Raw genomic sequence first — 17,774 nt, 5'->3', positions numbered from 1 at the left:
TGCCGCTGCAGGGTCAGCCGGCATTCTCGACCCATTGCGCGGCGTTCAGTCGATCGCGACTTTCGCGTCTTTCACGAGCTTCGCGTACTTCGCGGTGTCATCCTTGATCTGCGTCGCCATCTGCGCCGGCGTGTCGCCAACCGGCTCGGCGCCGATCTCGTCCATGCGCTTCTTGAACTCCGGGGACTGGATGATCTTCACCATCTCGGTGTTGAGCCTGGCGACGATGTCCTTCGGCGTCCCGGCCGGCGCGAGCACGCCGAACCATGTGCCCTGGTTGAAGTCCTTCAGGCCCGACTCCGCCAGCGTCGGCACGTCGGGCAGCGTGGTCGAGCGTTTCGCCGTCGTCACGGCCAGCGCGCGCAGCTTGCCGCCCTTGATGTGCTGGACCACCGGCGTCAGCGTGTCGAAGGACATGTCGACCTGGCCGCCGAGCAGGTCCGTCGTGAGGGGCGCGCTGCCCTTGTACGGCACATGCAGGATGTCCACGCCGGCCAGCGCCGCGAACTGCGTGCCGATCAGGTGCTGCACGGTGCCGTTGCCGTTCGAGCCGTAGGTGAGCTTGCCGGGCGATGCCTTGGCCTGCGCGATCAGGCCCTTGACGTCGGTCGCCGACGACTTCGAATTCACGACCAGCACGTTGGGCACCAGCGCAACTGTGGTGACCGGCGCGAAGCTCTTCTCGAAGTCGTAGGGCAGCTTCTTGTAGACGCTGGTGGCGATGGTGTGGTGCACCGCGCCCATCAGCAGCGTGTAGCCATCGGGCTTGGCCTTGGACACGTAGTCGGCACCGAGCGTGGCGCCCGCGCCAGGCTTGCTCTCGACGATCACCGGCTGGCCGAGGCTTTGCGAGAGGCTGGTGGTCAGCGAACGCGCCAGCGCATCCGAACTGCCGCCCGGCGGGAAGGGCACGACGAGCGTGATCGGCTTTGTTGGCCATGCCTGGGCCGCGGCGACGGAGGTGGCAAGGCCCAGGGCCAGTGCGGTGACGGTGGTGCGGGGGGTGAGCTTGAACATGGTTGTCTCCTTCGGGGTTGCTTTGCTTATGAATGCACGGCGGACAGCGGGGCGCGCGCCAATGCGTCGCGCCCTGCAAAGGTGGCGGCCTGGCCCAGCTCGGCCTCGATGAGGAGCAGGCGGTTGTACTTGGCCATGCGGTCGGAGCGGCACAGCGAGCCGGTCTTGATCTGCGTGGCGGCGGTGCAGACGCTGAGGTCGGCGATGGTGGTGTCCTCGGTCTCGCCGGAGCGGTGCGAGACGACCGACGAGTAGCCCGCCTCATCGGCCATCGCGATGGCGGCGAGTGTTTCGGTCAGCGTGCCGATCTGGTTGGGCTTGATGAGGATCGAGTTGGCCGCGCCGCGAGCGATGCCTTGCTGCAGGATCTCGGTGTTGGTGACGAACAGGTCGTCGCCGACGAGCTGCACGCGGCGGCCGAGCCTGGCAGTCAGCAACTCCCAGCCATCCCAGTCCGCCTCGGCCATGCCGTCCTCGATCGTGGCGATCGGGTAGGCATCGACCCATTGGCTGAGGTAGTCAGCGAAGGCCGCGGAGTCGAAGCGCTTGCCCTCCGACGCGAGCTCATAGAAGCCGTTCCTGTGGAACTCCGAACTGGCGACATCGAGCCCCAGCGCGATGTCATGCCCCGGCTTGAACCCGGCGCGCTCGATGGCCGCCAGGATGACTTCGATGGCCGCTTCGTTCGACGGCAGGTCGGGCGCAAAGCCTCCCTCGTCTCCCACTGCGGTGGAGAGGCCGCGGCCCTTCAACAAGGCCTTCAGCGAATGGAACACCTCCACGCCCCAGCGCATCGCCTCGGAGAAGCGCGGCGCACCGACCGGCACGATCATGAACTCCTGCATGTCGACGTTGTTGTCGGCATGCGCGCCGCCGTTGATGATGTTCATCATGGGCATCGGCAGCACGGGCTTGCGACCGCCAGCAAGGTGGCGATAGAGCGGCAAGCCCTTCGAAGCGGCCGCGGCCTTGGCCAGCGCCAGGGAGACGGCGAGGATCGCGTTGGCACCCAGTCGCGCCTTGGTCGGCGTGCCGTCGAGCGCGATCATCAGGCGGTCGATCGCTTCCTGGTCGTTCGCAGCGCGACCGACGAGCGCGCGGGCCAGTTCACCGTTCACATGGCCGACCGCCTGCGTGACGCCCTTGCCGAAGTAGCGCTTCGGATTGCCGTCGCGCAGCTCGATGGCTTCCCGTGCGCCGGTCGAAGCGCCCGAGGGCGAGGCCGCGAAGCCGCGTGAGCCATCGGACAGCAGGACCTCGGCAGCCACGGTGGGATTGCCCCGGGAGTCGAGCAGCTCGAAGCCGCGAATCTGTTGGATCGTTGTCGTCATGGTGGGTCCTGTTCAGGTCTGCGCGATGCGCGGGAGGTGGGTGGTGCCGGACATGCCGAAGGAGGGCATGCCGGTGGAAATCAAGTGGGGTGTGGCCGGCGTGAAGCGCCGTGGCCCGGCAAGGTCAGGCCGCGATGCGCACCGTGGCCGGATTCGCCGCCTCGACCGGCAGATGCAGCGGCTTCACCTTGCTGGTGTCGTCGTCATCGCCTTCGTAGAGGCCGTGCAGGTCTTCCGGATCGCTCTTGCCATCCAGCACTTGCGTGAGCCGGTCGCGGTCCACGGCACCGACCCAGCGAGCAATCGCCAAGGTTCCGACGGCATTGCCGATCGTGTTGGTGATGGCCCGTGCTTCCGACATGAAGCGGTCCACACCCAGCAGCAGCACCATGCCGGCGACGGGGATCTTGCCCATCGAGGCCAGCGTCGCGGCCAGCGTGATGAAGCCGGAACCGGTCACGCCCGCCGAACCCTTCGAGGTCAGCAGCAGCACGCCGAGCACCACGAACTGGTCGGTCATCGTCAGCGGCGTGTTGGTGGCTTGCGCGATGAAGATCGCGGCCATCGTGTAGTAGATGCACTGGCCATCGGGGTTGAAGGTCAGGCCGGCCGGCACGACCAGGCCCACCACCGGCTTCGACACGCCCGCATGCTCCAGCTTGCGCATCAGTTGCGGCACCACCGATTCCGACGAGCTCGTGCCCAGCACGGTGAACAACTCGTCCTTGATGTACTTGAGGAACTTCCACAGGCTGAAGCCCGAAATCCGCGAGATGGCACCCAGCACCAGCGTCACGAACAGGAAGCAGGTGATATACATCGTGCCCATCAGCTTGCCGAGTGACAGCACCGAACCCAGCCCGTACTTGCCGACCGTGAAAGCCATCGCACCGAAAGCTGCCAGCGGAGCGAGCCGCATGATCATGCCGACCACCGAGAACACGCCGTGCGTAAAAGAATCCAGGAAGTCCACCACCGGCTTGGCACGCGGCCCGATGTGAGACAGCGCCACACCGAACATCGTCGCGAACACCAGGATCTGGAGGATGTCGTTCTTGGCCAGCGCATCCACGATGCTGGTCGGCACCAGGTGCAGCACGAACTCGACGAAGCCTTCGGGCTTGGCCGCGGCCGCCGTGTAACTGGCGATGGCCTTGGTGTCGAGTTGCGTCGCGTCGATGTTCATGCCGTGGCCGGGCTGGAACACGTTGACGACCAGCAGGCCGAGCAGGAGTGCGAAGGTCGAAAGCACCTCGAAGTAGATGAGCGCCCGCACGCCGACGCGGCCGAGCTCCTTCATGTTCTCCATGCGGGCGATGCCGAGCACCACCGTCGCGAAGATGATCGGTGCGAAGACCATCTTGATGAGCTTGATGAACACATCGCCGAAGGGCTTGAAGTCCGTCGCGAGGTTGGGCCAGAAGATGCCCAGCAGCACCCCGGCGAACACGCCGATGAGCACTTGCACGTAGAGTTTTCCGAGGTAGCGTCGCATGATCTGTCTCCGGGTGTGGTTGTGGGCGCGAGCCGGCCCCTGCGGCGCTTGATGGCCGCTTCGAGGGGCGAGGCGCGGCGCGTGGCGCCGGCCTGTTCAGGTGCTGGAAGTCACCCCGGCCAGTCGCCGGGGTAGGCTGGCGCTCAGGCCGCCTTGCGCTGTGCGCTGGCCGCGACCTGGCCGCACACGGCCTTGGTCACGTCGGCCGTGGTGGCCTTGCCGCCGAGGTCGCGGGTGTGCAGGGACTTGTCGGCCGTGACCTTCTCGATCGCAGCCATCACGCGCTGCGCCGCTTCAATCTCGCCAAGGTGTTCCAGCAGCATCACCACCGACCAGAAGGTGCCGACCGGATTGGCCAGGCCCTTGCCCATGATGTCGAAGGCCGAGCCGTGGATGGGCTCGAACATCGAGGGATAGCGGTGCTCCGGATCGATGTTGCCGGTGGGCGCGATGCCCAGGCTGCCGGCCAGCGCGGCGGCCAGGTCGCTCAGGATGTCGGCATGCAGGTTGGTCGCGACGATGGTGTCCAGCGAGGCCGGGTTGTTGATCATGCGGGCGGTCGAGGCGTCGACCAGTTCCTTGTCCCACTTGACGTCCGGGAACTCCTTGCTGATCTGCAGCGCGATCTCGTCCCACATCACCATCGCATGGCGCTGCGCGTTGCTCTTGGTGATGACCGTCAGCAGCTTGCGGGGACGCGACTGGGCCAGCTTGAAGGCGAAGCGCATGATGCGTTCGACACCGGCGCGGGTCATCATCGACACGTCGGTGGCGGCCTCGATCGGATGGCCCTGGTGCACGCGGCCGCCGACGCCGGAGTATTCGCCTTCGGAGTTCTCGCGCACGATGACCCAGTTGAGGTCGTCCGGGCCGCAGCGCTTGAGGGGGCCGTCGATGCCGGGCAGGATGCGCGTCGGGCGCACGTTGGCGTACTGGTCGAAGCCCTGGCAGATCTTGAGGCGCAAGCCCCAGAGCGTGATGTGGTCGGGGATGTGCGGGTCGCCGGCCGAGCCGAACAGGATCGCGTCCTTGTCGCGCAGTGCGTCGAGGCCGTTGTCCGGCATCATCACGCCGTGCGCGCGGTGGTAGTCGCCGCCCCAGTCGAAGTTCTCGAACTCGAACTTGAAATCGCCGCTGGCAGCGGCCAGCGCTTCGAGGACTTCCTGGCCGGCAGGAACGACTTCCTTGCCGATGCCGTCGCCAGGGATGGTTGCAATCTTGTACGTCTTCACGGTGTGTCTCCGGGGTGGTGGTTGGGGTGGAGTGAATGTAAGAACTGGACGTCCTTTCCAACCGGGCCTCAAGTGAATACATTCTTCACCTGAATTCAACAATGGAGCGGCCATGCCCAGTGAAGTGCAGCCCGCCGACCTCGGCTTCTTCTCCACGCTGGCCAGCGCCGGAAGCCTCAGCGCGGCGGCGCGCGAGCTTGGCATCACCACGCCGGCTGTGAGCAAGCACCTGGCGTTGATGGAGCAGCGCATCGGCGTGTCGCTGGTCAACCGCACGACGCGGCGCATGAGCCTCACGCCCGAGGGCGAGCTGTACCTGGAACATGCGCGGCGCATCCTTGGCGACATCGACAGCATGGGCGAGTTGCTGGGCGTGTCGAAGGCCACGCCCAAGGGCCTGCTGCGTGTCAATGCCACGCTCGGCTTCGGGCGCAGCCATGTCGCGCCGCTGATCTCGAAGTTCGTGCGGAAGTATCCGCAGGTCGAGGTGCAGTTGCAGTTGTCGGTGAACCCGCCGCCGTTGACGGAGGATGCCTTCGATGTCTGCATCCGCTTCGGGGCGCCGCCGGATTCACGCGTGATCGCGCGGCGCATCGCGGCCAATCGGAGGCTGCTGTGCGCTGCGCCGGCCTACCTGGCGAAGCACGGCATGCCCAAAGTGCCGAACGACCTCACGAAGCACAACTGCATCGGCATTCGGCAGGGCGAGGAAGCGTATGGCGTGTGGCGGCTCTCAAGCGGGCGAGGCCGCAGCGCGAGCACCGAGGCCGTCAAGACGCGCGGCAACCTCGCCACGAACGATGGCGAGATCGCCGTGAACTGGGCGCTCGATGGCCACGGCATCCTGATGCGCGCCGAGTGGGACATCGAGCGCTACCTGCACAACGGCCGGCTCGTGCGCGTGCTGCCGCAGTACGACACGCCGGATGCGGACATCCATGCGGTGTATCCGCAGCGGCACCAGCTTGCGGCGCGGGTGCGCGCGTTTGTCGACTTCGTGGCGCTGGCGTTCAAGGAGCAGGAGGCTGAGGCCTGAGGGCTACGCGCCAGCCGTCGCAGCCATGCCTTGCGCGTACTGCTCCATCAACAACCGCTTGTACAGCTTGCCGTTCTCCTGCCGCGGCAGCGCCGTCGTGAAGTCCACGCTGCGCGGGCATTTGAGATGCGCGATGTGTTCGCGGCAATACGCCATCAGCGCCTGCGCCAGTTCATCGCTCGCGGCCGTCGGATCGTTGAGTTCGACCACCGCCTTCACCTCCTCGCCGAACTCCGCATGCGGCACGCCGATCACCGCCACGTCGCGCACGCCCGGGTGCCCCGCGAGCAGGTTCTCGATCTCCTGCGGATAGATGTTCACGCCGCCCGACAGGATCAGGTCGGTGCGCCGGCCCGAGAGATAGAGGTAGCCGTCCGCATCCAGGTGCCCGATGTCGCCGTACGTGGCGCGGCCCTTGGTGTCATACGCGGCGGCCGTCTTCTCCGGGTCGTTGTGGTACACAAAGCGCGGCGTGCCGGAGAAGTAGATCGCGCCCTGCTCACCCGCCGGCAGGTCCTCGCCCTCCGCGCCGACGATGTGCACCGTGCCCAGCGTCGCGCGGCCGACGGAGCCCGGACGCTGCAAGGCCTCGTCGCTGTAGAGCGCGGTCAGCCCGATGGTCTCGGAGCCGCCGTAATACTCGGTCACCACCGGGCCCCACCATTCGATGGTGCGGCGCTTGACCTCGGGCGGGCAGGGCGCGGCGGCATGGATGAACATGCGCATGCTCGAGATGTCGTAGCGGCTGCGCACCGGCTCCGGCAAGGCCAGCATGCGGATCATCATGGTCGGCACCCACTGGCTGTGCGTCGCGCGGTGCTGCTCGACCAATGCCAGCGCGCGCTCCGCGTCGAAGCGCGGCATCACGACCACGGTGCCGCCGATGTCGATGATGCGGTTGGTGAAGCGCATCGGCGCCGCGTGATAGAGCGGTGCGGGCGAGAGGTAGATGCTGTCGCGTGTCACGCGGTAGGTGTCGCGCCAGGCCGCGAAGTCGAAGGCTTCCTTGAAGCGGTCCTCGTACGCGATCATCGGCCGCCGGATGCCCTTGGGCTTGCCGCTGGTGCCGGAGGAGTAAAGGAACTCGCGGCCGACCGGGCGCGGCGGCAGCGGTGCGTCGGGATCGAAGCGGTCGCGTTGTGCAGGCACGGACACATCGGTTGGCGCAGTGTCGTCGAGCACGAAGCAGTGGCCCGGCCACTGGCTGCTGGCGATGACTTCCCGCGCCAGCGCGGCCAGCGTCGGCGTGGTGATGAGCACGCGCGAGCCGCAGTCCTTCAGCACATAGGCGATCTCCGCTGGCTTGAGGTGCCAACTGATCATCGTGTAGTAGAGCCCCGTGCGCCGTGCGCCCCAGGCCAGCTCGAAGAACTCGGCGCGGTTCTCCATCAGCATCGCGATGCTGTCGCCGGCCTGCAAGCCCAGCGACACCAGCCAGTGCGCGACCTGCGCGGATCGTCGATGCAGTTGCAGGTGCGTCATCGGCTCCGCCGCGTCTTCCATCCACACGGCGGGCTTGTCCGGGTTCTCCAGGGACCAGCGCTCCAGGTTGTCCAGCACGTTCTCGTCTCCTTCTTGTTGTACGCCCCGGGCTCCGCGCCACGGCGATCCTCAATACGACTTCGGCAGCCCCAGCACCTTCTCCGCGATGAAGCACAGCACCAGTTGCGGGCTGATCGGCGCGATGCGCGGGATCAGGCTTTCGCGCAGGTAGCGCTCGACGTGGTATTCCTTCGCGTAGCCGAAGCCGCCATGCGTCATCACCGCTTGCAGGCAGGCCTGGTAGCCGGCCTCCGCGCCGAGGAACTTGGCCGCGTTGGCCTCGGCGCCGCAGGACAGCCCGCGGTCGAAGCGGTCGGCTGCCTTCATCATCATCAGGTTGGCCGCTTCCAGGTGCATCCAGCATTCGGCCAGCGGATGCTGGATGCTCTGGTTCTTGCCGATCGGCCGGTCGAACACCTCGCGCTCGTTCGCATACTGCGTGGCGCGTTGCAGCGCGACCTTGCCGAGGCCGATGGCTTCCGACGCGATCAGGATGCGCTCCGGGTTCATGCCGTGCAGGATGTAGTGGAAGCCCTTGCCTTCCTCGCCGATGCGGTCCTCCGCCGGCACGCGCAGGCCGTCGATGAAGACCTGGTTGGAGTCAACCGCCTTTCGGCCCATCTTGTCGATCTCGCGCACCTCGACGAAGCGGCGGTCCAGGTCCGTGTAGAACAGGCTCAAACCGTCGGTGTGGTTCTTCACCTCCTCGATCGGCGTGGTGCGCGCGAGGATCAGCATCTTCTGCGCCACCTGCGCGGTCGATATCCAGACCTTCTGGCCGTTCAGCACATAGTGGTCGCCCTGCCGCTCGGCCCGCAACTTGAGCCGCGTCGTGTTGAGCCCGGTGTTGGGTTCGGTGACCGCGAAGCAGGCCTGCTCCGTGCCCTTGACCAGCGGTGGCAGCATGCGCTGCTTCTGCGCGTCGGTGCCGAAGATCACCACCGGCGAGAGCCCGAAGATGTTCATGTGCACCGCCGACGCGCCGCTCATGCCTGCGCCCGATGCGCTGATGGTCTGCATCATCAGCGCCGCCTCGGTGATGCCCAGGCCGGAGCCGCCATACGCCTCCGGGATGCAGATGCCGAGCCACCCCGCATCGGCCAACGCCCGGTGCAACTCGAAGGGAAAGCCGCCTTCCTTGTCCTTCCGGAGCCAGTAGTCGTCGTCGAACTGTTGGCAGATGCGGCCGACGGCGTCGCACAGGGATTGCTGGTCTTCGGAGAGGTCGAAATTCATGCGCGAGGAGGGCGATCCGTTCAAGAGTGAGAGGTCAGGCGCCGAGCGTGGGTGGCGCCCCGAGTGCGGCCTCGATGCTGCGCGCCAGCGTGGCCAGCCGCGGGCCGACCTCGTCCAGCAGTTGCCCCGGCTTCAGCTCGAAGCTGGGCACGGTGCAGGCAAACACATAGATCTCGTCGGCGCTGCCGGCCGCGCGCAGCGGCACGGCCACGGCCTCCAGTTGGCGCTGCAGGTCGCCGTGGCTCACGCAGAAGCCGCGCTCGGCGAGGTCGGCGCGGGTCTCCTGCATGCGCTCGGCGAGCCAGGCGCCTTGGGCGGCATCGGCCTCGCGCACGCCGTCGATGTAGTGCTGCGCCTGTTCGGGAGGTAGCGCGGCCAGGTAGGCGCGTCCGGAGGCGGTGCGCGACAGCGAGATGTGGCTGCCCATGGCCGGACGCACCGTCACGCAGTCCCTGGACTGCGCCAGCTCGATGAAGACCAGGTCCAGGCCCAGCCCCAGCCCCAGCGAGACCTGCGCGCAGACCCGGTCGGCCAGCGCCTGCATCGGGCCGAAGGCCAGTTGCCGGATCGGCGTGCGCGCGAGCAGCGGCGCGGCCAGCCGCGCCAGGCCCGGCGCGGGCATGAAGCGGCCGTCGGCTTCCTCGTAGCGCAGAAGGCCGACTTCGGTCAGGGTGGTCACGAGTCGGAACAGGGTGGGCTTGGGCAGGCCCGTGGCGGCCATGAGATCGCGCGCCGTGAGCGCCGGGGCATCGACGCTGAAGGCCTGGAGGATGTGGATGCCGCGGGCCAGCGCGCTGCCGCCTGGCTTGTCGGTGTCGTTCGACGTTTCCTGGAAACGAGACTCTTGATCCATTTCTCTGTCCTTGATCTGCATTGTGGAGTGTTGGATCGCTCTAATCAACAAATTTCGAGACGTTGATTTCGATTTTATGGAACGAGGATGAGGCTGGCGATGATATTCGACACCTCCTCGGCCCCCGACTTGCTACCCGCTGTAACGCGCAACACGGCCCACGGTGAATCGGGTACACCAACCCGGAACCGGGGATGCCCATGAAAATTGCCGTCTTCAGTGCCAAGCGCTACGACCGCGACTTCCTCAGCGCAGCGAATGCGGCCCAGCAGCACCAGTTGCAGTTTTTCGAGGTGGCGCTGGCACCCGAATCGGCGACGCTCGCCGAGGGACATGAGGCCGTCTGCGTCTTCGTCAACGACGTCGTGGATGCCGCCATGCTGGAGGCGCTGAAGCGCGGCGGCACGAAGCTGGTCTGCCTGCGCTGCACCGGCTTCAACAACGTCGATCTCGCGGCCGCGGCGAAGCTGGGCATCAAGGTGGTGCGTGTGGTCGACTACTCGCCGTACTCGGTGGCGGAACATGCGGTGGCGTTGCTGCTCGCCATCAACCGGAGCATCCACCGCGCCTACAACCGCACCCGCGATTCCAACTTTTCCCTCGACGGCCTGATGGGCTTCGACTTCCATGGCAAGACCGCGGCCGTGATCGGCACGGGCAAGATCGGGCGCGTGTTCGCGAAGATCATGCGGGGCTTCGGCTGCAACGTGATCGGCTACGACAAGTACCCGTCCCCGGAATTCGAGGCGCTCGGTGCGCACTACGCGGAGCCCGGCGAGATCGGTGCCAGTGCGGACATCATCTCGCTGCACTGCCCCCTCACGCCCGAGACCTATCACATCGTCAATGCGGAATCCTTGTCGCGACTGAAGCGCGGCGCCTTGCTGGTCAACACCAGCCGGGGCGGCCTCGTCGATGCGGAAGCCGCGATCCAGGCGCTCAAGAGCGGCCAACTGGGTGGGCTGGCGCTGGACGTCTACGAGCAGGAGGCGGAACTGTTCTTCCGCGACCTGTCCAGCACCATCGTCACCGACGATGTGCTGCAACGCCTGATGGCCTTCCCCAACGTGATCGTGACCGGGCACCAGGCCTTCTTCACGCGGGAGGCGATCTCGACGATCTGCGAGACCACCTTGCAGAGCGCCAGCGAATTCGCGGAGGGCAAGCCGCTGTCGAACGAGATCAAGCTGCCTTGAGGCTGGCGCCGGGCGCATGCGCCCGGCCCACCTCCGCGATCGCCGCGCGAAGCCAGCGGTGCGCCGGCGAATGGTGCGCGCGCTCATGCCAGAGCTGGTAGAAGCGCATCGTCGGAAAGTCCGGCGGCGTCTTCAGGATCACCAGTCCCAACGCTGCCGCGAAGTGCTCGGCGAAATGCCGGGCCGTGGTGAACACCAGGTCGGTGCGCGCGACCACATGCGGCGCCAGGCCGAAGTAGGGCACCGACACCCGCGCATCGCGGGCGACGTGATGCCGCGCCAGATGCGTCTCGACCACGCCGCGATGAAGCCCTGAGTAGCGCATCGGCGCGACGTGCGCGGCCGACAGGTACTGCGCCTCCGTCAGTTCCCCTGCATCGGCCAGTGGATGGCCCGGCCGCACCAGGCACACCAGTTCGTCCTCCAGCAGCAGCAGCGTGTGCAGCAACTCGGGCGGGTTGGGCCAGTTGCCGATGATCACGTCCAGCAGGTCGTCGGCCAGCGCGCGTTCGCTGTCGAAGTCGGGCCCCATCGGATGCACTTCCAGCCGGCACAGCGGCGCCTCTTCACGGATGCGCCGCGCCACTTCGGCCAGCACAGAAGGCGCGAGGTAATCCGGCGAGGCCACACGAAAGGTGAGGGCGGCCCGCTGCGCGTCGAACTCCTCGCGCGAAGCCACCAGCACCGACATCGCGTCCAGCGCCACCCGCGCCTGCGCCGCCAGCTGCAGCCCGCGCTCGGTCGGGATCATGTCGAGCTTGTTGCGCACCAGCAGCGGGTCGGACAGGATCTGCCGCAGGCGCTTCAGTGCGGCGCTGACGGCCGGCTGGGTCTGGCCCATGCGCCGCGCGGCGCGCGAGACGCTGCGCTCTTCCACCAGCGCGCAGAGCGCCCGGAGAAGGTAGCCATCGAGAGGATCGACGTTGCTGCGTGAGGTCATTTCCTGGCACCCGGAGCCGGGGCCCATGGTCTTTGCTGATCGACTCTATATCGAAACCGCTGCCGCCGAGGCCTCCCGCTTTTGCCTGAAAAAGCGCAATCTTCGGCCTCCCGATCCAACCCCCGATCCGACCCCACCAAGACATCCCGGAGCCGCGCATGACCACCATCCCCTTGCCCTCCCCCGCCGCCGCGGGAACGGGCCCGACCAACGACCTCGACGCCACCTATCGCAAGATCACCTGGCGCCTCATTCCCTTCCTGTTCGTCCTCTGGGTGCTGGCCTGGATCGACCGCGTCAACATCGGCTTCGTGAAGCTCACGATGCTGGACGACCTGAAGTGGAGCGACTCCATCTACGGCCTCGGTGCCGGCATTTTCTTCCTCGGCTACTTCTTCTTCGAGGTGCCGTCCAACCTGCTGCTGCAACGCATCGGCGCCCGCAAGACCATCACCCGCATCACCATGGGCTGGGGCGTCGTCTGCGTGCTGATGATGTTCGTCAAGACGCCGGCGATGTTCTACTTCCTGCGCTTCCTGATGGGCGTGTTCGAAGCGGGCTTCTACCCCGGCATCATCCTGTACCTCACCTACTGGTACCCGAGCGAACGCCGCGCCAAGGCCTTCGGCATGTTCATGTCCGCTTCGGGCGTGGCTGGCGTGATCGGCGGGCCGCTCGCGGGCACCGTGATGAATACCCTGCACGGTGTCAACGGCTGGGCCGGCTGGCAGTGGGTGTTCCTGGTCGAAGGCATTCCCTCGGTCATCGCCGCCGTCGTCACCTGGTACTACCTGACCGACCGCCCGCAACAAGCCAAGTGGCTCTCGCCCGCCCAACGCCAGCTCATCGAGGACGACCTCGCTCGCGACCGGGCCTCGCTCGGCCATCGTGAAGAAAGCCTGCTCGCTTCGCTGAAGGACGGCCGCCTGTGGCTGCTGATCCTGGTCTTCTTCTGCGTGATCGCGGCCAACTCGTCGCTGACCTTCTTCGGCCCGTCCGTCGTCAAGGAAGTCGGCTTCACCGACCCGGCCACGGTCGGCTGGATCATGGCGCTGTCGTACCTGTTCGGTGCCGTCGGCATGGTCGTCAACGGCCTGCATTCGGACCACAGCAAGGAAGCGCGGCTGCATTGCGCCTTTGCCGCAGCGCTCGGCGCGGTCGGCCTGCTGTGCACCTCGCTCTTCATCAGCGTGAGCCCGGTGCTGGCACTGGTCGCGCAGACGGTCGCCATCATCGGCACCATGAGCGCCATCCCGGTGTTCTGGCAGCTGCCCGGCCGCTTCCTCGCGGGTGCCGCCGCCGCCGGTGGCGTGGCGCTCATCAACTCCATCGCCAACCTCGCAGGCTTCGGTGCGCCGGCCATGCTGGGCTTCATCAAGACGCAAACCGGTGGCCTTGCTCCGGGCCTGCTGATCGTCGCCGCCGTGGAAGTGTGCGCCGCGATCCTGATCCTGCTCTTTGTCCCGCGCTTCGTGAACAAGGTCGCTGGAAAGTAAAGAAACCATGACCACTTCAACCCTCACGATCTCGGCCGTTGCCGACATGAACCGGGACGCCTTCATCGACACGCTCGGCGATCTCTTCGAGCATGCGCCCTGGGTGGCGGAAGCGGCTTGGGCCGTGCGTCCCTTCGCCACCGAAGACGCGCTGCACCGATCCATGCTGGAGGCGGTTCGCGCCGCACCATTGCCAAAGCAGATCGCCTTCCTGCGCGGCCATCCGGAACTGGCCGGCAAGGAAGCGCAGGCCGGCACGATGACCGGGCATTCGACCTTCGAGCAGCGCGGCCTGGACAGCCTCAGCCCCGCGGAGTTCGCCGAGCTGCGCTCGCTCAACGCGGCCTATGCGCAACGCCACGGCTTCCCTTTCATCATCTCCGTGCTCGGCCACACGCGGGCCGGCATCTTCGACGCGCTGCGCATGCGCATCCACCGCGACACCGACACCGAACGCGAAGAGGCGCTGCGCCAGATCGGCCTGATCACGCGTCGCCGCCTCGCCGCGCTGTTCCGCGCCCCCCAACCCGAACCCTCGCAGGCCACGACATGATCGACAAACCCCTGAGCCGTCGCTCCTTCCTCCCTGCGAGCCTGGCGCTCGGCGGCATCGGCCTGCAACTGGCCGGCAACGCCCACGCCGCCGATGCACCCGCCACCCCGGCGATGCCGGCAGGCCTCACCACCGCACCGGTCTCGCAATCCGACCTGAGCCCGCGCCTCACGATGCATGCCATCGACATCTTCCACGGCACGCCCGGCGCCGGCATGAAGGTCGACTTCTCCATGTTCGAGGATGGCGCGTACCGGCGCGTCAAGTCGATCGAGACGGCGGCCAACGGACGCTCCGCGGAACCGCTGCTGCTCGAAGGCACCTACAAGGCCGGACGCTACGAAGTGCTGCTGCACATCGACGACTACTTCTCGCGGTTGAACGCGTCGCTGCCCAAGCCCACCTTCCTGTCGACCGTGCCGTTGCGCTTCGTCGTGCGCAATCCGCAGGAACGCATTCACCTCGCGATCCTGTTCACGCCGTGGAGCTATTCGTACTACCGCGGTAGCTGAGTCTTTCACCAGGAGCATTCACATGGCAGGCATCTCCACCCACGTCCTCGACAGCGCCAGCGGCCGCCCCGCAGCGGGCGTGCGCATCGACTTCTCGATCTTCGACGGCAACGCCTGGAAGCTAGTGAAGACCATCACCACCAACAAGGACGGCCGCACCGATGCACCGGTGCTGGCGCCCGCGGACGCGAAGGTCGGGCAGTACGAACTGCTGTTCCACGTCGGCGACTACTTCCAGCGCCCTGGCGCCAACCTGGCCGAGGCGCCCTTCCTCGACACCGTGCCGGTGCGCTTCTCGATCTTCGATGCGAAGCAGCACTACCACGTGCCGATGCTGTGCTCTGGCTGGAGTTGCTCGACGTACCGCGGGTCCTGAGGTTCAGATCGACGGGCGCGGTGTCGGCTCGCCGGGCAACACCTCGCGGACCGTGACCTCCATCTCCCCCATCTCCAGCGGCCCATAGTTCGAAAGAAACGCCACGTCCGCCGCGTCCCGCCCGTAGGCCACGACGATGCGCCCGCCGCGCGGCTGATCCTGCGTGCCGTCGAAGGTGTACCAACGCCCGCCCACGAAGGCCTCGAACCACGCATGCATGTCCATCGGATCGAGCCGATGGAGATAGCCCACCACGAACCGGGCAGGGATTCGCAGCGCACGACACAGCCCGATGCCGACGTGCGAGAAATCCCGGCACACGCCGGCGCCGTCGCCCAGGGTGTCGAGGGCATCGGTGCTGCCGGAACTGACCCCGTACTTGTATTCCAGGTTGGCATGGATCCAGCTGCGGATCGCTTCCACCTGCGCGTAGCCAGAAGCGGCGTCGCCGACGATCTCCTGGGCCTTGTCGGCCATCTTGTCCGACGGGCAGTAGCGGCTCTGCAGCAGGTACTTGAGCACATCGAAAGGCAACTGCTCGACAGGCGTCGCCGTGGCTTCGAAGTCGACCGCGATGACCTCGTCCGTCACCATGACCATGTCCACTTCGATGCGCATCTCGCCCTGCGGGATCTTCATGCGCTGGCACAGGTTGCCGAAGTCATCGACATATTCCGTGGTCGCGACCCACGGGGTCGAGTTCGTAGCGCTCCTGCACCATCCATTGCGCCTCACCGCTGCGTGGGCGCAACATCGCGACGACGGGGCAGGCGCTGCTGGCAGTGACGGTCATCTTGCAGGTGGCGTGCAGCTTCATGGTGGTGCCGAGTGGGGTAGAAGAAAGTGGTCATGCAATTGACGCGCCAGCCGGCAGTTCCTGCTTGCCGGTAAGCACAAATCCGTATCCGGGCGAACCTGACGGGTAGCGGACAATCTGCCCCGTCCCGGGCAGTTCGCCTGCCCCATCCAAAACACAAATCAGAGAGACCGCCATGCATCGCGTCGCCATCAGCAGTACCGGCCTGTATATCCCGCCGGAGGTGATCACCAACGAGGAATTGGTCGAGGCCTTCAACCAGTACGCGGCGCTGGAAAACGCCAGGCACGCCGAAGAAATCGCTGCCGGTACATTCACGGCGCTGACCAATTCCAGCGTCGAATTCATCGAAAAGGCCTCCGGCATCAAACGCCGCTACGTGATGGAAAAGTCCGGCGTGCTGGACCCCACGCGCATGCGCCCGGTCTTCACGCCGCGGCCGGACACCGAGCTGTCCATGATGGCCGAGATCGCCGTCAAGGCCGCGCAGGACGCGCTGGCCAAGGCCGGCAAGACCGCCGCCGACGTCGACATGGTGATCTGCGCCTCGGCCAACATGCAGCGTGCCTATCCCGCGATGGGCGTGGAGATCCAGACCGCGCTGGGCATCCAGGGCTTCGGCTTCGACATGAACGTGGCCTGCTCGTCGGCCACCTTCGGGCTGGAGATGGCCTACAACGCGGTGCGCAGCGGCGGCGCGCGCGCCGTGCTGATGGTCAACCCGGAAATCACCTCGGCCCACCTGGCCTGGAAGGACCGCGACTGCCACTTCATCTTCGGCGACGTCTGCACGGCGGTGCTGGTGGAACGGCTGGAACTGGCGCCGCCGGGTGCCTTCGAGATCCTGGGCACCAAGGCGCTGACGAGCTTCTCCAACAACATCCGCAACAACTTCGGTTTCATGTCGCGCGCCGAAGACCGCGACCCGGACGACCGCGACCAGCTCTTCCGCCAGGAAGGCCGCAAGGTGTTCAAGGAAGTCTGTCCCATGGCCGCCGACCACATCGAGCAGCATCTGGCCGCGTTCAGCTACGCCCCGGCCGACGTGCGCCGCTTCTGGCTGCACCAGGCCAACCTGTCGATGAACCAGTTCATCGCGCGCAAGCTGCTGGGCCGCGATGCCACGGCGGACGAGGCACCGGTGATCCTGGACGAATTCGCCAATACGGCGTCCGCCGGTTCGATCATTGCCTTCCATCGGCACCAGGCCGACTTCAAGCCGGGCGACGTGGGCGTGATCTGCTCCTTCGGTGCGGGTTATTCGATCGGCAGCGCGATCGTGAAGAAGCTCTGAGCGTGTCGTCCCCGACGCTCAGGCTTTAGGGTCGGGCAACACGCGCGCCAGCGTCTCGTTCACCTTCTTCAGCTTCTCGACCGACGCACTGAGCTGCTTCTCGATCTGCTCGGTCCGCTCGACGGCCCGATCCACTTCCGGGGGCAGCGAATTCTTCGGCACTTCCTGGTCCAGTACGGCATGGACGACCGCGAGTTCGTCGGAGGCCTTCTGGACCACCTGTGCCGCCTCCTTGTTCTCCTTCAGGGACTTGGCAAGGACGGCCGGCTTTTCCGGGACAGGGGGCGGCGATTGCTTGGCCATGGGAATCCTCATTTCGAGCAACGGCCCGATGCTATTCAGAAACGCGGCACGTCGCAGCGGGCGTTGACAGCTCAGGCTTTCGGCCTACACGAATTCCGCGTTGTACTCGTATAACGATGACTCGTGTTGCCCTGCAACGCAACAGCCATCGGCAGGGCGCGACCCATCAGAGCCATGTCCATCGCCGCCGTTCTCGTCGAAGACAGCCAGACCATCCGGGACAACCTGATCCCGGCCTTGGCGGAGCTTGCCGACGTGGAAGTCATCGCGGTCGCCGAAACGGCAAGCGAGGCGATGACCATCCTCGACGACTTGCGGGACCGGTGGCAACTGGCGGTGGTGGATCTCTTCCTGCGCGAAGGCTCCGGCCTGACGGTCTTGCGGGTCTGCCAGGCTCGCCTGCCGCACCAGCGACTGGTGGTCCTCACCAACTACCCCACCCCGGAAATGCGACGCCGCAGCCTCGCACTCGGCGCCGACGCGATCTTCGACAAATCGAACGAACTCGAGCTGTTCTTCGCGTGGTGCAGGGGCTGACCGGGGCG

The 17,774-nt window shown here is 66.3% G+C and carries 19 protein-coding genes; 8 read left to right on the top strand and 11 right to left on the bottom strand.

Annotation, left to right across the window (positions count from 1 at the left end):
• Positions 1 to 45: 45 nt before the first annotated feature.
• The 4 genes from WKW79_RS24965 to WKW79_RS24950 all read right to left on the bottom strand — a co-directional run bounded on the left by WKW79_RS24965 (position 46) and on the right by WKW79_RS24950 (position 5,075).
• The gene (locus WKW79_RS24965) at positions 46 to 1,017 is read right to left on the bottom strand and encodes a Bug family tripartite tricarboxylate transporter substrate binding protein (protein WP_340337914.1); all 972 of its coding nucleotides are present in this window, start codon (positions 1,015 to 1,017) and stop codon (positions 46 to 48) included.
• Between the two features lie 26 nt (positions 1,018 to 1,043).
• Positions 1,044 to 2,348 (bottom strand): phosphopyruvate hydratase, encoded by a 1,305-nt coding sequence (gene eno / locus WKW79_RS24960; protein WP_340337913.1) that lies wholly within the window; start codon positions 2,346 to 2,348, stop codon positions 1,044 to 1,046.
• 124 nt (positions 2,349 to 2,472) lie between these two features.
• Positions 2,473 to 3,846 (bottom strand): dicarboxylate/amino acid:cation symporter, encoded by a 1,374-nt coding sequence (locus WKW79_RS24955; protein ID WP_340338057.1) that lies wholly within the window; start codon positions 3,844 to 3,846, stop codon positions 2,473 to 2,475.
• A gap of 140 nt (positions 3,847 to 3,986) precedes the next feature.
• Positions 3,987 to 5,075 carry a tartrate dehydrogenase gene (locus WKW79_RS24950; RefSeq protein ID WP_340337912.1) on the bottom strand — a complete coding sequence of 363 codons (1,089 nt, stop codon included), beginning with the start codon at positions 5,073 to 5,075 and terminating at the stop codon, positions 3,987 to 3,989.
• Between the two features lie 112 nt (positions 5,076 to 5,187).
• Between WKW79_RS24950 and WKW79_RS24945 the strand changes: the two genes are divergently transcribed.
• Complete coding sequence (locus tag WKW79_RS24945; protein ID WP_340337911.1) at positions 5,188 to 6,111, top strand: LysR substrate-binding domain-containing protein; 924 nt, start codon at positions 5,188 to 5,190, stop codon at positions 6,109 to 6,111.
• A 3-nt stretch (positions 6,112 to 6,114) separates the two neighbouring features.
• Here the strand turns inward: WKW79_RS24945 and WKW79_RS24940 are convergent, their stop codons facing one another.
• The 3 genes from WKW79_RS24940 to WKW79_RS24930 are packed head-to-tail and all read right to left on the bottom strand — an operon-like array spanning position 6,115 to position 9,742.
• The gene (locus WKW79_RS24940; protein ID WP_340337910.1) at positions 6,115 to 7,671 is read right to left on the bottom strand and encodes an AMP-binding protein; all 1,557 of its coding nucleotides are present in this window, start codon (positions 7,669 to 7,671) and stop codon (positions 6,115 to 6,117) included.
• 51 nt (positions 7,672 to 7,722) lie between these two features.
• Positions 7,723 to 8,889 carry an acyl-CoA dehydrogenase family protein gene (locus tag WKW79_RS24935; RefSeq protein WP_340337909.1) on the bottom strand — a complete coding sequence of 389 codons (1,167 nt, stop codon included), beginning with the start codon at positions 8,887 to 8,889 and terminating at the stop codon, positions 7,723 to 7,725.
• 34 nt (positions 8,890 to 8,923) lie between these two features.
• Positions 8,924 to 9,742 (bottom strand): IclR family transcriptional regulator, encoded by an 819-nt coding sequence (locus tag WKW79_RS24930; RefSeq protein WP_340337908.1) that lies wholly within the window; start codon positions 9,740 to 9,742, stop codon positions 8,924 to 8,926.
• Positions 9,743 to 9,942: 200 nt separating this feature from the next.
• On the opposite strand from WKW79_RS24930, the gene WKW79_RS24925 reads away from it, so the two are divergent.
• A complete protein-coding gene (locus WKW79_RS24925; protein ID WP_340337907.1) occupies positions 9,943 to 10,938 on the top strand; it encodes a 2-hydroxyacid dehydrogenase in 996 nt (331 codons plus the stop codon).
• Here the strand turns inward: WKW79_RS24925 and WKW79_RS24920 are convergent.
• The gene (locus WKW79_RS24920; RefSeq protein WP_340337906.1) at positions 10,925 to 11,878 is read right to left on the bottom strand and encodes a LysR family transcriptional regulator; all 954 of its coding nucleotides are present in this window, start codon (positions 11,876 to 11,878) and stop codon (positions 10,925 to 10,927) included. The two genes, WKW79_RS24925 and WKW79_RS24920, sit on opposite strands and share 14 nt — an antisense overlap.
• Positions 11,879 to 12,036: 158 nt before the next feature.
• Here WKW79_RS24920 and WKW79_RS24915 point away from each other — a divergent pair, with 158 nt between their 5' ends.
• From WKW79_RS24915 to uraH, 4 genes are read left to right on the top strand one after another with little or no spacing between them, the layout of a single operon-like run.
• Entirely contained in the window at positions 12,037 to 13,374 is a 1,338-nt protein-coding gene (locus WKW79_RS24915) for an MFS transporter (protein ID WP_340337905.1), read from the top strand.
• A 7-nt stretch (positions 13,375 to 13,381) separates the two neighbouring features.
• Positions 13,382 to 13,927, top strand: coding sequence for a 2-oxo-4-hydroxy-4-carboxy-5-ureidoimidazoline decarboxylase (gene uraD / locus WKW79_RS24910; RefSeq protein WP_340337904.1), 546 nt, complete (start codon positions 13,382 to 13,384; stop codon positions 13,925 to 13,927).
• Positions 13,924 to 14,439: a hydroxyisourate hydrolase gene (locus WKW79_RS24905; RefSeq protein ID WP_340337903.1), complete on the top strand. Its 516-nt coding sequence runs from the start codon at positions 13,924 to 13,926 to the stop codon at positions 14,437 to 14,439. Before uraD ends, WKW79_RS24905 begins: the two co-directional genes overlap by 4 nt.
• 22 nt (positions 14,440 to 14,461) lie before the next feature.
• Positions 14,462 to 14,815: a hydroxyisourate hydrolase gene (gene uraH, locus WKW79_RS24900; protein ID WP_340337902.1), complete on the top strand. Its 354-nt coding sequence runs from the start codon at positions 14,462 to 14,464 to the stop codon at positions 14,813 to 14,815.
• A gap of 3 nt (positions 14,816 to 14,818) precedes the next feature.
• On the opposite strand, the gene WKW79_RS24895 is transcribed toward uraH, so the two are convergent.
• Both WKW79_RS24895 and WKW79_RS24890 read right to left on the bottom strand, forming a co-directional pair.
• Positions 14,819 to 15,454: a transglutaminase-like domain-containing protein gene (locus WKW79_RS24895; RefSeq protein WP_340337901.1), complete on the bottom strand. Its 636-nt coding sequence runs from the start codon at positions 15,452 to 15,454 to the stop codon at positions 14,819 to 14,821.
• 22 nt (positions 15,455 to 15,476) lie between these two features.
• On the bottom strand, positions 15,477 to 15,632 hold the full coding sequence (locus WKW79_RS24890; protein WP_340337900.1) for a hypothetical protein: 156 nt from the start codon (positions 15,630 to 15,632) through the stop codon (positions 15,477 to 15,479).
• 175 nt (positions 15,633 to 15,807) lie between these two features.
• Here WKW79_RS24890 and WKW79_RS24885 point away from each other — a divergent pair, with 175 nt between their 5' ends.
• Positions 15,808 to 16,926: a beta-ketoacyl-ACP synthase III gene (locus WKW79_RS24885; protein ID WP_340337899.1), complete on the top strand. Its 1,119-nt coding sequence runs from the start codon at positions 15,808 to 15,810 to the stop codon at positions 16,924 to 16,926.
• A gap of 18 nt (positions 16,927 to 16,944) precedes the next feature.
• Here the strand turns inward: WKW79_RS24885 and WKW79_RS24880 are convergent, their stop codons facing one another.
• Positions 16,945 to 17,229: a hypothetical protein gene (locus WKW79_RS24880; protein ID WP_340337898.1), complete on the bottom strand. Its 285-nt coding sequence runs from the start codon at positions 17,227 to 17,229 to the stop codon at positions 16,945 to 16,947.
• A gap of 174 nt (positions 17,230 to 17,403) precedes the next feature.
• On the opposite strand from WKW79_RS24880, the gene WKW79_RS24875 reads away from it, so the two are divergent.
• Entirely contained in the window at positions 17,404 to 17,766 is a 363-nt protein-coding gene (locus tag WKW79_RS24875) for a response regulator (RefSeq protein WP_340337897.1), read from the top strand.
• Positions 17,767 to 17,774: the final 8 nt, after the last annotated feature.

The organism is Variovorax robiniae, from assembly GCF_037889955.1.
In the GTDB taxonomy this organism is placed as follows: domain Bacteria; phylum Pseudomonadota; class Gammaproteobacteria; order Burkholderiales; family Burkholderiaceae_C; genus Variovorax; species Variovorax robiniae.
This window is presented reverse-complemented; position numbering and strand designations above follow the sequence as displayed.

What these genes read in the sequence shown, in the direction of transcription:
- uraH (WP_340337902.1), top strand. Translation starts at nt 14,462, where the DNA reads ATGGCAGGCATCTCCACCCACGTCCTCGACAGCGCCAGCGGCCGCCCC.
- WKW79_RS24875 (WP_340337897.1), top strand. Translation starts at nt 17,404, where the DNA reads ATGTCCATCGCCGCCGTTCTCGTCGAAGACAGCCAGACCATCCGGGAC.
- WKW79_RS24915 (WP_340337905.1), top strand. Translation starts at nt 12,037, where the DNA reads ATGACCACCATCCCCTTGCCCTCCCCCGCCGCCGCGGGAACGGGCCCG.
- WKW79_RS24905 (WP_340337903.1), top strand. Translation starts at nt 13,924, where the DNA reads ATGATCGACAAACCCCTGAGCCGTCGCTCCTTCCTCCCTGCGAGCCTG.
- WKW79_RS24920 (WP_340337906.1), bottom strand. Translation starts at nt 11,878, where the DNA reads ATGACCTCACGCAGCAACGTCGATCCTCTCGATGGCTACCTTCTCCGG.
- eno (WP_340337913.1), bottom strand. Translation starts at nt 2,348, where the DNA reads ATGACGACAACGATCCAACAGATTCGCGGCTTCGAGCTGCTCGACTCC.
- WKW79_RS24945 (WP_340337911.1), top strand. Translation starts at nt 5,188, where the DNA reads ATGCCCAGTGAAGTGCAGCCCGCCGACCTCGGCTTCTTCTCCACGCTG.
- WKW79_RS24890 (WP_340337900.1), bottom strand. Translation starts at nt 15,632, where the DNA reads ATGAAGCTGCACGCCACCTGCAAGATGACCGTCACTGCCAGCAGCGCC.
- WKW79_RS24925 (WP_340337907.1), top strand. Translation starts at nt 9,943, where the DNA reads ATGAAAATTGCCGTCTTCAGTGCCAAGCGCTACGACCGCGACTTCCTC.
- WKW79_RS24895 (WP_340337901.1), bottom strand. Translation starts at nt 15,454, where the DNA reads ATGAAGATCCCGCAGGGCGAGATGCGCATCGAAGTGGACATGGTCATG.
- WKW79_RS24880 (WP_340337898.1), bottom strand. Translation starts at nt 17,229, where the DNA reads ATGGCCAAGCAATCGCCGCCCCCTGTCCCGGAAAAGCCGGCCGTCCTT.
- uraD (WP_340337904.1), top strand. Translation starts at nt 13,382, where the DNA reads ATGACCACTTCAACCCTCACGATCTCGGCCGTTGCCGACATGAACCGG.
- WKW79_RS24885 (WP_340337899.1), top strand. Translation starts at nt 15,808, where the DNA reads ATGCATCGCGTCGCCATCAGCAGTACCGGCCTGTATATCCCGCCGGAG.
- WKW79_RS24935 (WP_340337909.1), bottom strand. Translation starts at nt 8,889, where the DNA reads ATGAATTTCGACCTCTCCGAAGACCAGCAATCCCTGTGCGACGCCGTC.
- WKW79_RS24930 (WP_340337908.1), bottom strand. Translation starts at nt 9,742, where the DNA reads ATGGATCAAGAGTCTCGTTTCCAGGAAACGTCGAACGACACCGACAAG.
- WKW79_RS24965 (WP_340337914.1), bottom strand. Translation starts at nt 1,017, where the DNA reads ATGTTCAAGCTCACCCCCCGCACCACCGTCACCGCACTGGCCCTGGGC.